Source organism: Psychrobacter sp. 4Dc, from assembly GCF_002836715.1.
Classification (GTDB): domain Bacteria; phylum Pseudomonadota; class Gammaproteobacteria; order Pseudomonadales; family Moraxellaceae; genus Psychrobacter.
On sequence record NZ_PJAT01000063.1, the window covers coordinates 19679 to 32635 of the forward strand.

Here is a 12957-nt window from a genome sequence, read left to right on the forward strand (position 1 = left end):
TAACATGGCTTGATTATCAAAATAATTGAGGCTACTTAACCAAAACGAATTTTTGCTATATTTATTGAGGATATGTATGACGATTACCACAGTAACGAGCCGTAAGCTTTTACCAACTACTTTAGCTGTTGCACTTGCAGGATTGTTAATGGTGTCGGGCTGTACAAAGCAAGCCGATGAAGACACCAATGCTGCGACAGAAACGCAAACAGAAGTAGCAAACACAGAGACAGCTGATAATTCAGAGATGACTGCTGCCGAAAAAGCACATATTGATAGATTGATTATCAGTTATGCAAATATGGCACACGCCGCTTATAAAGATTCGTTGGACACGGCTAAAGCGCTACAAAATGCGGTAGAAACTTACGTAGCCACTCCAACACAAGAAAATCTTGATGCTGCAAAAGCTGCCTATAAAGCAGCACGTCAACCATATTCACAAACTGAGATTTTCCGTTTTGACGAAGGCTTTGTGACTGCCAATGACAAACGTGCTATCAACAGCATCGATAGCTGGGAAGGGCAGATCAATGCTTGGCCACTTGATGAAGCATTGATTGATTATGTTGGTGACGATTATGAAGGCGAATATAACAGCCAAGAGAACATCATCAATAGCGACAGCATTACTGTCGGTAGTATCAAGCAAGATACCAGTACAATCACACCTGAGCTACTCGCAGAAATGAATGAAATCGGTGGTAGTGAAGCCAACGTAACGACTGGCTATCATGCGATTGAATTTATGCTGTGGGGTCAAGACAACAATGGCGTAAAAGAAGGCGCAGGTAATCGCCCAGTCACTGACTATGCGACTGAAGCCGGACAGTGTACTAGTGGTGAGACCGTCAATGAAGATGCCAGTATCTGTGAGCGCCGTGGTGAATTCTTAACTGCTGCAACTCAACTATTGGTCGATGATTTGACCGCGATGGAAGCTCAGTGGCAGCCTGATACTGAAAATACCTTACGTAGTGATTTGATAGCGCGCAAATATGACAATGGTCTGCGCCAAATTATGTATCAAATGGGTAGCCTAGCATTAGGTGAGCTTGCTTCTGAGCGTATGCAGGTCGCTTTTGTTACTGGTTCTACTGAAGATGAGCACGAATGCTTTAGTGATTTGACTCATTTGAGCTATGCCAATAATGCACGCGGTATCCAAAACGTCTTTAATGGTAGCTATACAACAGTCGCTGGTAAGACAGTGGGCGGCTACGGTATCAAAGATTATCTAACGGATAACGGCCACACAGAAGCTGCTGATAAGTTGGCTGCTGAGTTCAACAAAGTAGAAGGCGCGTTCAACGTTATCGTTGAAAAAGGCGAAAAAGACGGTATCAAGATTGACCAGATGATTGCAACTGTCGGTCAAGCCAGCCAAGAAGGTATCTCTGCTGAAGAACAAAATGTCCGTCGTGGATGGGTTGAAGCGGGCATCACTAGCTTACAAGAGCTGACGGCCAGTATTGAAAACGCTGCAAAAGCAGTTGGCATCGATAATCTAGATGCAGATGCCGGGTCACAGTTTTAAGAAAAATTTAAACTAGCGGCCCTTATTTAAAAGCCTTTCATTGGCTTTGCGACGTTTTATTAGTCGTTATAGGTCAGTAACCGCTGTTTATTGGATACTTAGATTAGATATAATACGTGCGTTGTCAGCCACCGTTGGCAACGCATTTTTACGAGCATTAAATAAGCCAATTGGCCGGTGTACCACCTCATTATATGTCGACAGGCAATGATTGTGACGACATATAATGAGATGGTATGACAAAATTTTAATGGTTCTACTCTAGCGCTAAGGCAATTAATTTCTATGAACGCCAATTATGTTAACCCTTCTGATTCTCCTCTTGCTGCTCAAATCCTACGACATATACCTTCTAAGCTTGCGCTAATTATCGCCAGTGCAATGGCTATCAGTGCATGTCAACCATCTGATAGCGTTTCTGACGACACTTCTGACGATGTTTCTGATGTTACTTCAGAGCAAGCCTCAAGTAATGAAAGCACCAGTGAAAACAGCCAATCGCTGTCGTCCGAACACGTCAAAAATATAGAAACATTGGCGGGCGTGTCGATGCAGCAACTGGTGAGCTTTGACCCCCAAGAGATCAAGCAGGGCGGCGACTCTGGTATTAGCATTAGCAGTGCTGAAAGCTACTCAAAGCCTTCATCGAACCTAGCTGCTTCTCGTAAAGGGTCGTTCTTTATTGGTAATGCGTTCTTTAAGCAGCCGTGGGTGGTTGCACCTGCTAGTACTGATAGTCGTGATGGACTGGGCGCACTATTCAATGTAGCAGCTTGTCAGTCTTGTCATGTCAAAGATGGGCGAGGTCATGCGCCGATGACTGCCGATGATGATGCTGATAGTTTGTTAATTCGGCTGTCTATGCCAGCGACGACCGATGAGCAGCGCCAGCAGCTACAGGATTCGCTAATTGAAAAGGTGGCTCATCCTATGTATGGTGGCCAGCTACAAGATCGCGGTATTCAGGGCGTGCCTGCTGAAGCGAGAATTGCGGTGCAATGGACAGATAAACCAGTTACCTTTGCTGACGGATATGTCGAGACGCTGCGTGCACCAACGTTTAATTTGACCAAACCTGGTTATGGTGCTTTTGACGATGACATGATGGTATCACCGCGTGTGGCGCTACCAATGATTGGGCTTGGGCTACTAGAGCAAATATCTGAAGATGACATTAAAAAACAAGCTAACGACAGTAATGATAGCGATATCAGTGGTAAGTTTAACTGGGTCATGGATCCACAAACGGGCAAGCGTGCGCTTGGACGATTTGGCTGGAAAGCGGGTCAAACCAAACTTATTACTCAGAACCAAAGTGCCTTTAACGAAGACATGGGTCTGACGTCCAACATCCGTCCTAACGAGTCCTGTATGCCAACGCAGACCGCTTGCCTAAATGCAGCGACAGGTGCTGATGAACAGGGCAATGGTAAATCACCTGTTGAAGTAACCGATGAGGTCGCGAAATTTGTAGAATTTTATACTCGCAATCTAGCAGTGCCGCATCGCCGTAATGCAGATGATAAGCTTGTGCTAGCTGGCAAAAAGCGTTTTTATGACATGGGTTGTCAAAGCTGCCATACGCCAAGATATCAGTTGCCAAAAACCGACGATGATCATCTTGAGCAGCATGGACAAGTGATTTATCCTTACACAGATTTGCTATTGCATGATATGGGCAATGATCTCGCTGATCGTACGATTGCCGGTAAGCTACCACCAAAAGATGCCCAAGTTGAGTTTTTAGCCAACTCTTATGAATGGCGTACGCCAGCACTTTGGGGCGTAGGACTTGCGCAGACAGTTGATCCTCAAGCGACGTTTTTACATGATGGCCGTGCCCGTACATTGATGGAAGCTGTTTTATGGCATGGCGGAGAAGCCGAAAAGCAAAAGCAACAAGTATTAAAGTTAGACAAACAAGGTCGCGCAGAGCTTAATGCGTTCCTAAAGTCGCTATAATAAAATCACTGTAATAAAGTCGCTATAATAAAATCACTGTAATAAAGTCGCTATTATAAAATCAGTATAAAAACGCTATAAATTACTACCTATAACATTACCGAGAAACCTATGAAAATAAACCACGCTTTGGCAATGGCGCTATCTGCATTGAGTGCTGGACTGCTGATCAGTTGTGTCAAACCTGCCGATGACAACAAAGCTGCAGATGTAGACAGCCAAAAAGTTGTGCAAGACAGTGCAGCTACTGACAGCTCAGTAGAGAACAGCAAAGAAAGTACTGAGCAAGTCGTTGCAGTAGATATCAGCCCTGAGACTGCAAAAACGTATTTGACGCATGTGGCAGACGATATCGTGATTCCCGCGTATGCTGATGCAGCCAAGCAAAGCGATCTGTTGAACGAATTGGCGCAGAAGCACTGTACCCAAGCACCCGTAAGTGGCGATGAGCTACAAGCATTACGTGCACAGTGGCTAGTATTGGCACAAGCATGGTCAAGTGCTGAGATGGTCAACTTTGGTCCTGCGACTGCTAGCATGAGCAATCTATACATTAACTACTACCCTGACGAGCGCGGACTCGTACATAGTGGCGTGGCTGATTTGATTGCTGCCAATCCAAAACTAACGCCAGAGCAGCTTGCTGGCGAGAGCGCGATCGTACAAGGTGTGCCAGGGTTGGAAGAGGCTTTGTTTGCCAATGACAGTTTAGACGTTGGTCAGTGTGCTTACGTGATTAGTGCCAGTAGTGCGTTGAGTACGCGTCTAAAAGACATCGAGAAAAACTGGCAGCAAAACGCGACTGATTTATTGGCGATAGACAAAACAGCAGAGAGCGATAGAGGTCTAAATCAGTGGATTAACTCTCTACTGTCATTGATTGAGACCATGAAGTCTAATGCCATTGATCAGCCACTCGGTCTGACAGGTAAGGCAAAAGGTCATCTGCCTGCTGCTACTGCTGGTCAAAGCCGCGCTATCATCAATGCTAAGTTAGATACGATTAATAAAGCCATGACTGACCCTGTATTGACGGCTATTCTTGGCAGCAATGACGAAAACAAAGTTTCGGATAATTTATCGACCGCATTGGCTGATACGACTGCATTATTAGCACAAATGCCAGAAGATTTATCAGAAGCGAATAAGGACGATCAACAAGCGTTGTACGATCATCTGACTGATGTCACTCGTCTGATTAAGCGCCAGTTAATCCCAGCACTTGGTATCCGTGTGGGCTTTAACAGCACTGATGGCGATTAGACAATGTCTACTATCGAAGCGAGTACAGCAGTGTCAGCAGTTCAGACTCATGATCAGATGAACAGATCTAATCGGTCTGGGAGAACTTCGTCAGCTCATGAGCTTTTGACGACTTCAGTGCTGACAGCAGTTGGTACGGCAGCGCTGGTCGGTATTCACCATCGTTATCGTAAGCAGCAGCATCCAGATGCCAGTCTACAAGATTATGTAAATGGTATTCGTACGCAGTTGCAGGTATTACGAGCTAGTCCTGATTTAACGCCGAAGCTTTTGCGCTTGCGCTATGCTTGTGAGCAAGCAGCAGCAACCTGGAAGCAGGCTTATCATGCTGTAAGTGATGATAAAAGTAAAACGCCTGACTTTGCTGTCATGCATACAACAACGATGCTGGCACGACCAGTCAGTTGGGTCAGTGGCGTCGCATCCATGCCAAAAGGTCAGGCTACATCAAGCCAAAATGAGCATGACTTTGGCGTGGTAGGTATTGATGCTGACAGACAAATCGTTTGGCAGACAACTATGCCTGAGCGTGTCCACGACATCGTTGTTCAGCCTGTATCTGTCAATGTATCTGAAGCTCAAACTCAGCATAGTAGTGTCGATCAAAGACGTGATGTCGTCGTCATGGGTCGTCGTCCAAGCGAAAGATTCTGGGTGCTTAATACATCAAATGGGCAAGTTCAACATGCGATTACAGCTGATGTAAACCGTCACTTTTATGGTCATGCTTGCTATAGCTTAGATGGCAGCTTGCTCTATGTAACTGAGAACGACACGGTGAGTTTGGCAGGTAAAATTGGTATCTATGATGCTAATAATGCTTATAAAAAAGTAGCAGAGTTTGACTCATATGGTATCGGCCCGCATGAGCTAATTATGCATCCTGATAGCGAAACGCTCGTCATTGCAAATGGTGGTATCAAAACCGAGCAGGCCTCACGCGAAGAGCTAAATCTAGATACCATGCGACCATCACTAGTTTATCTGAATCGTCATGATGGCACACTGCTTGAGCAAGTGACTCCCGAGCATAATCAGATGAGTGTGCGCCACTTAGCCATGCACGATGACGGCACAGTGATGATTGGTATTCAGTTCCAAGGTGAAAAACATATCAATGTACCGTTAGTGCTGACTCATAAACGTGGTGATGCCAGCTTTACACCACTCACTATGCCAAATAATCAATGGCAACGTTTTCACCAATATATCGCTAGCGTGGCGGTGGATAGTGAGCGTAACTTACTGTGTGTGACCACACCGATTGGTGGCTGTGCGGCGATTTATGATTTGCATACTCGCGAGCTGATTGATGACGTGAGTCTGCCAGATTGTGCAGGGGCTTCGGTGTTAGTTAATTCTAGTGCTTCAATGAGTAAAATTGATAAACATGCCGAGTCAACAGGATTTATCGTCAGTGATGGTCAAGGGCAGTTAACAGCGCTAAAAGTAACTGTTTTACTAGAAGTAAAATTGAACGTAGACGATGTTGAACCTCATGAGCGGATTATCAAAGACAGTCAACTGCATATGATGTCGTTTGACAACCATTTGCAAGCATTGTGACCCATAACGTTCAACAAGAGCGACAGACGCACAGGCATGACTATTAATAACGACTATTACTAGAATAGCAGTAATAGTCAGCCAAGGAGGTAGAGCATTAGCTTAGATACCAATTTAGATACAATCAGACAGCAGCTTGCACAGGTAGGCATCGAGCTACACATCAGTAAAAAGCGTGTTAAAAATATCAATTTTCGCTTAAAGCCTCATACGTTGATGGTCTCTGCACCGATGCATGTCAGCGCATTACAAATGTTGCATGCTGTTGCTAAGCGGGTGCCGTGGGCTATTGCAAATCACCCGCAGGTATTAGAACAATATAGACGTAGACAAAATACGCCGTCTGACCCTTCAACTGCTAATAATTCAGTGTTGTTATGGGGTACAGAGCAATCATTTACGCTCAGTCCTGATGAAAAAATCACCTACTATCGGCAACAACTCTCCGAAGTCGCACCTGCACTATTTGAAAAGTGGCAGCCAATCGTTGGCGCTTACGCCAATGAAATACGGTTAAAAAAAATGCACACACGTTGGGGCAGCTGCAACACGCGCGCAAAACGAATTTGGCTATCGGTTTATCTTCCTGCCTATCCTATCGAATGCACCGAATACGTAATCGTTCATGAGCTGTGCCACTTGCATCATGCCAACCATAGCCGTGTGTTTTGGCAAACGGTTGCGACAGCGATGCCAGATTACCAGCAATGGCATAATATCCTAGCGGGCAAGACAGGACAGCTGGACTAAACGTATCATCTAACTATTTAACCATCTAATCAGCTAAATAGTTCTCGTAAGCACCTCGATATCATCTGTGTAACTTTCATTATGCAGAGCATTAAGTCCTATTTTTATCATCATTTTTAAAATAGGGACACACCTGAATAAGCCTGATATGATAAGGAATAACGGTACAAATCGTGTCGTTTAAACAATGGTTTTATATACAGGGATGTCATATGGAAAACGTCAACCAAGCGGAGTTTTGGCAGCAGCGTTATGAGAAGAACAGCATCGGTTGGGATATGGGGCAGGTATCGCCACCGCTCAAAGCTTATATCGACCAGTTACCTGAGAGTGCAAAAAATCAGGCGGTACTAGTGCCAGGTGCAGGCAATGCCTATGAAGTGGGTTACTTATATGAGCAAGGCTTTACCAATGTCACGCTGGTTGACTTTGCCTCTGCACCGATTGAGACGTTTGCAGAGCGCTATCCTAATTTCCCCTCTGAACATCTGATCTGTGCGGACTTTTTTAGTTTGTCAGCTGAGCAGTATCAATTTGATTGGATACTTGAGCAGACGTTTTTTTGTGCGATTAATCCATTGCGCCGTGATGAATACGTGCAGCAGATGGCAAAGCTATTAAAGCCACAAGGTAAGTTGGTTGGGTTGTTATTTGACACGGATTTTGGACGCAAAGGGCCACCATTCGGCGCCAGCAAGGAAGAGTACCAGCAGCGTTTTCAAAGTTATTTTGATATCGAGATTATGGAGCCTAGCTATAATTCATATCCAGCGCGGCAGGGTAGTGAGCTATTTATAAAGCTGCGAGCAAAGTAAGCTCGTGCTTGATATTATCTCGAGCTTGCGTTTCTAACTGACTATAATAATGGTCAGTCAGATAGAGTTTGGGATGTGCTAGTAATCCTTGTAATACTGCAGTGCGTCCATCACGGTAGCTGTCATCGGCGACATGCTTATATTCTTGACGTATCGCCTTTGCATACTGCTTGTAGGTAGGCCAAGGCATACCCAAGATACTCAAATCCATATCTAACAGATATGCCGCATCGTTATATTTGTCAATGTCTACCAACGTATCTAGCTGATGATTAGCCGTCATCATAATGAGAGCGTGAATGTGTTGGCATTGCTCTGTGTTTAGATAAGGGCTCAAAGCATCTGTCGCAAATTCTGCACTTTGAAACTCATTGTCGGAGCGTTTTGGATCGTATACCACATCATGATAGTACAGTGCCAATGCAATGATATGCGGCTCAGACAGATGGTGCTTAATATTCTCAAACTGTACCAAGAGCTGCTCAATATGATTGAGCGTATGATAGGCACGTTGTGGTTCACCATAGCGCGTCACGATATCTTGCCAAAGCCTATCTATTTGCTTTGGCGAGATATCGCTGGTCATAGCTGACAACTGCTGTGCAAAGCACTTGCCAAGCTCATCGTGCTTATTTGAGACAGTTTTCATATGTCATTTTTCACTATGACCGTGGTAAAAATGGTTTGATTATTCTTTATTAGCTACTGCGTCTTTAAATGCTTTATTGAATACATCGCCAAGCAAGCTAACATCATCGACACGCGCATAGTTCAAACGGGTGACAAAGGCAATATGGCGATGCGGCCCGTCTTCAGCCAATGGTATGGCGACGGCATTTTGATTCTGCAGGTGTAGCTGATCGAGCGCCATTTCAGGCACTAGCGTTGTGCCCATATTGGCAAGTGCCATTTGAATCAAAGTATTTAAACTGGCATCTGAAAAGCTTGACTTCATTTGTGCACGGTCGAAATGACAGACAGACAGCGTCTGGTCAGTTAGACAATGTCCTTCACCAAGTAACATGAGATTGGCAGTCGCCAGTTCATCAGCATTGATGGTATCAAGCTTGGCATGTATGTCATCTTTTGGAAATACAGCAAAAAAGTCTTCACTCCAGAACTCAAAACTGTGTAGCCCATCTACCGCATACGGCAGCGCAATAATAGCGGTGTCGATATGACCGTAGCGTACTTGCTCAAGCAACCGCTCTGTCTGTTGTTCGACGATGGTCATACGGAACTCTGGATATTGAGCACGCAGCGCTGGTAGTACTTTTGGCAGCAAGTAAGGTGCAATCGTCGGAATGATACCGACAGTCATGGGATAGGCAAGCGGCGTCTGATGGCTATGAGCACGCGTGGTCAAATCGCTGACCTCAGAAAACACTCGCTGCGCCCGTGTGAGGATGTCTTGACCGATAGGGGTAATCAATACCTGTTTATTGTTGCGCTCAAAAATCTGAGTATCTAGCTGTTTTTCTAATTCTGCGATACCCAAACTTAGTGCAGACTGCGAGATATTGCAATCTTCAGCAGCACGTTTAAAATGACGATGTTTGGCGACGGCTAGGGCAAACTCAAGTTGTCGTAAAGTAATCATAAAACCTCTCTTTTAGTGGGTTTTTAATGCAATTTATTATGTTTGGTCAACCTTTATGAGGTAGCAAATTACCAATTGAGCACCAATGATAAAATGTAGAGATAATAGTTTAACAAGTTTAATAAAACAAAACATCACATTAAAAACTTTTAACTGGATTAACCATAGAATTCGCGTATAGTTTGTCAGGTAGCCCAGAGAGCTAGAGGGCTAATTGAAAAAACCATATAATTAATTTCCAATTTACTTAACTATAGAGGAGCCAACCATGGCGTCTATCATCAATCAAGAAATCCCAGAATTTTCAGCAGATGCATACGTAAACGGTGAGTTCAAAACCATCACTTCAGAAGACGTAAAAGGCAACTGGGCGATTTTCCTATTTTACCCAGCTGATTTCACGTTTGTTTGCCCAACTGAGCTAGAAGACATGGCCGCTCATTATGACGAGCTAAAAGGCCTTGGTGTTGAAGTGTACTCAGTATCTACTGACACGCATTTCACGCACAAAGCATGGCATGATTCTTCAGAAGCTATCGGTAAAGTACAATACCCAATGATCGGCGATCCTACTGGTAAAATCACTCGTGGCTTCAACGTCATGATTGAAGAAGCGGGTTTGGCTGAGCGCGGTACATTCTTAATAGATCCTGATGGCTTGATCCAAGTCGCTGAAATCCATGCTGGCGGTATCGGCCGTAGTGCAAAAGACATGCTACGTAAAGTGAAAGCAGCACAATATGTTCGCGAAAACGATGGCGAAGTTTGCCCAGCAGCTTGGGAACAAGGCGGTGACACATTGAAGCCAAGTCTTGACCTAGTTGGTAAAATCTAAGTAGTTATTTTATACTTAGATAAAAGTAGCGCTGTATCTTAAACATCTGATTTAAGTCAGTGCTACAAATAAAGACCCCATTAACATAAGTTGATGGGGTCTTTTTACGTCTTAAGCATAGGTATTGTTAGTATTATTTTTCAGCATATCTCTAAGTATAGACGCAATATTAAGCGCGAGACTGTGCTTTATTTTTATCAATGGTTTTATAGATCTCGTCTTTAAGCTGTAGCTTTCGTCGTTTCATCTGTTCGATTTCTTCGTCGCGACTGGCATGCTTGACCACATCGTTTTCAAGCTTATTAATTTGCCTATCTAGAGTCGTATGCTCGTCAAAGATACTCGCAAAATGCGTGTCCTTTTGCTTAAGCTCATCGATAATATCACTGTGATCTTGCCATGTGTCTGTCATTGTCATGTTGTCATCCTTGTTATTTAGTGCAAGCTTAGAATAGGCGTAAGCACGTTATGGTTAAGACGCTTATGATGGTGAGACTTTTTTTGGAAGGGGTGAAAGTTTAATGGTAATAAAGGTAGTTACTTCACGATATTGATAATGCATATTGCTATCCATACCATTCGATTGTAGCGAAAAAATAGACCATGTACCATCACTATCATTTGTTTGTGTATTTGTATTTAATTGTTTAAAGCGATAAACGATTAGTTTTATAAAACATAAAGTTTGAGTTTCTCAGCTTGCCGAAACTGGCTAAACGCTTGATAATAGACACATCAAAGGGCAAGAGCCCACTATATATAACCTTTTATACAAAATTATCGACGCCAACTATTTCATATTTAGACGCGTAGCATGACAGTTGCCGTTACATATTCAGTCATAATGAGGAACAAACATGATAGATCAAAATTTATTAGATGCCGTTAAGAGCTATAGCGAAAACATGACACGTCCAATTACTTTTGTATTGGGTAATGGTACGCATGCAAAACGTGCAGAATTGGTAGATTTTTTGACCAAGATTGCTGGAACGACAGATAAAATTAACTTCGATGCAGAAGCAACTGACGATAGTTTGCCTAGTGCGATTAGTTTTAAAGTAGTCAGTCACATTGATGGCGAATCAAACGACACTGGTATCGTATTCAGCGGTATCCCAGGTGGTCATGAGTTTACGTCATTGATTTTGGCGATTCTGCAAGCGGGTGGTCATACGCTAAAGTTGGATGAAGGTATCCAAAAGCTAGTTAAGCGCTTTAATAAGCCGCTACAGTTCCAGACCTACGTGTCATTGTCATGCCATAGCTGCCCAGAAGTCGTTCAGGCATTGAACCAGTTTGCGCTACTAAACGATGGTATCAGTAATGAGATGATCGACGGTGCATTGTTCCAAGAGCAAGTAGAAGCGAATAAAATTCAAGGTGTACCAGCTGTATTTTTGAATGGTAAGCCATTTGCTAATGGTCTAATCGACACTGCTAAATTGATTGGAAAATTGCAAGAGCAGTTCCCTGATTTACTGTCAGAAGTAGAAGACGATGCTGAGCAATTAGAGCAGCAAGACGTCACTATCATCGGTGCTGGCCCTGCAGGTGTGGCTGCAGCCATTTATACAGCGCGTAAAGGCTTAAAAGTCACGATGGTCGCTGATCGTATCGGTGGACAGGTAAAAGACACGCAAGACATTGAGAACTTGATTTCAGTGCCGCTAACCAATGGTACAGATTTATCGACCAACTTTGTTAAGCACTTGGCCGAATACAACATCACATTAAAAGAGCATGTGAGCGTTAAAGAAATCGACGAGACTGAAGAAGAGAACTACAGTATTCACCTAAACACTGGTGAGACTTTTAATACTCGTAGTATTATCTTAGCGACAGGTGCTCAGTGGAGAAAGCTTGGTGTACCAGGTGAAGAAGAAAACATTGGTAAAGGTGTGGCTTTCTGTGCGCATTGCGACGGCCCATTCTTCAAGGGTAAAGATATCTCAGTGATCGGCGGTGGTAACTCGGGTGTGGAGGCAGCACTAGATTTGGCAGGTATCGTTAATCACGTTACTGTACTCGAGTTCGCTGATGAATTAAAAGCTGACCAAGTACTGATCAACAAAGCTAAAGAAAAAACTAACATCGAGTTCATTACCGGTGCAGAGACGCAAGAGATCAAAGCGACTGATGGCAAAGTATCATCTATCGTCTACCAAGATCGCAGCACAGGTGAGACTCATGAGCGTGATTTATCAGGGGTGTTTGTACAGATTGGTTTAGTACCAAACACTGGGTTCATCAAAGGCTTCGTTGATCTAAACCGCTTTGGTGAGATCGAAATCGATGAGCGCTGCCGTACAGATCGTAAAGGTATCTTTGCTTGTGGTGACGTAACCACCGTACCATTTAAGCAAATTAACATTGCGATGGGTGAAGGTAGTAAAGCGGCATTGTCAGCCTTTGAATACTTGGTCATGCAGTAAGCTGTTCAGTTTAGTTTCAGTATAAAAGGCCACCTCGGTTGAGGTGGCTTTTTGATGTTAGCGTATAAATACTTCTCTATAGAACAAACCTTAATATTTAGGAAATAGCCACTTGCGTGAGCCAATAACGCGTTTTCACTCAGAAAATATCAGTATTTACGTTACAAATTCGACATTTGCATTACAAACTCGTG

11 protein-coding genes are annotated in these 12957 nt (G+C 43.7%); 8 read left to right on the plus strand and 3 right to left on the minus strand.

Annotated features, from left to right (window positions below; all coding sequences use genetic code 11):
* Positions 1–76 precede the first annotated feature (76 nt).
* The 6 genes from CXF61_RS03180 to CXF61_RS03205 all read left to right on the plus strand — a co-directional run bounded on the left by CXF61_RS03180 (position 77) and on the right by CXF61_RS03205 (position 7893).
* Positions 77–1537 (plus strand): imelysin family protein, encoded by a 1461-nt coding sequence (locus tag CXF61_RS03180; protein WP_165597118.1) that lies wholly within the window; start codon positions 77–79, stop codon positions 1535–1537.
* 285 nt (positions 1538–1822) lie between these two features.
* Positions 1823–3499, plus strand: a complete 1677-nt coding sequence (locus CXF61_RS03185) for a di-heme oxidoreductase family protein (RefSeq protein ID WP_413775321.1) — start codon at positions 1823–1825, stop codon at positions 3497–3499.
* Between the two features lie 111 nt (positions 3500–3610).
* Positions 3611–4762, plus strand: coding sequence for an imelysin family protein (locus tag CXF61_RS03190; protein ID WP_165597119.1), 1152 nt, complete (start codon positions 3611–3613; stop codon positions 4760–4762).
* A gap of 3 nt (positions 4763–4765) precedes the next feature.
* Positions 4766–6328, plus strand: coding sequence for a DUF1513 domain-containing protein (locus tag CXF61_RS03195; RefSeq protein WP_165597120.1), 1563 nt, complete (start codon positions 4766–4768; stop codon positions 6326–6328).
* 216 nt (positions 6329–6544) lie between these two features.
* The gene (locus CXF61_RS03200) at positions 6545–7078 is read left to right on the plus strand and encodes a M48 family metallopeptidase (protein WP_165597147.1); all 534 of its coding nucleotides are present in this window, start codon (positions 6545–6547) and stop codon (positions 7076–7078) included.
* A 212-nt stretch (positions 7079–7290) separates the two neighbouring features.
* Positions 7291–7893: a methyltransferase domain-containing protein gene (locus CXF61_RS03205; protein WP_165597121.1), complete on the plus strand. Its 603-nt coding sequence runs from the start codon at positions 7291–7293 to the stop codon at positions 7891–7893.
* Here CXF61_RS03205 and CXF61_RS03210 read toward each other — a convergent pair.
* Complete coding sequence (locus CXF61_RS03210) at positions 7871–8542, minus strand: HD domain-containing protein (protein WP_165597122.1); 672 nt, start codon at positions 8540–8542, stop codon at positions 7871–7873. The two genes, CXF61_RS03205 and CXF61_RS03210, sit on opposite strands and share 23 nt — an antisense overlap.
* 39 nt (positions 8543–8581) lie before the next feature.
* Positions 8582–9493 (minus strand): hydrogen peroxide-inducible genes activator, encoded by a 912-nt coding sequence (locus tag CXF61_RS03215; protein ID WP_057761536.1) that lies wholly within the window; start codon positions 9491–9493, stop codon positions 8582–8584.
* Between the two features lie 268 nt (positions 9494–9761).
* On the opposite strand from CXF61_RS03215, the gene ahpC reads away from it, so the two are divergent.
* Positions 9762–10328, plus strand: a complete 567-nt coding sequence (ahpC, locus tag CXF61_RS03220) for an alkyl hydroperoxide reductase subunit C (RefSeq protein ID WP_165597123.1) — start codon at positions 9762–9764, stop codon at positions 10326–10328.
* A 169-nt stretch (positions 10329–10497) separates the two neighbouring features.
* On the opposite strand, the gene CXF61_RS03225 is transcribed toward ahpC, so the two are convergent.
* On the minus strand, positions 10498–10746 hold the full coding sequence (locus CXF61_RS03225) for an HP1242/YdcH family protein (protein ID WP_057761532.1): 249 nt from the start codon (positions 10744–10746) through the stop codon (positions 10498–10500).
* A gap of 439 nt (positions 10747–11185) precedes the next feature.
* Between CXF61_RS03225 and ahpF the strand changes: the two genes are divergently transcribed.
* Complete coding sequence (gene ahpF, locus CXF61_RS03230; protein WP_165597124.1) at positions 11186–12763, plus strand: alkyl hydroperoxide reductase subunit F; 1578 nt, start codon at positions 11186–11188, stop codon at positions 12761–12763.
* Positions 12764–12957 lie beyond the last annotated feature (194 nt).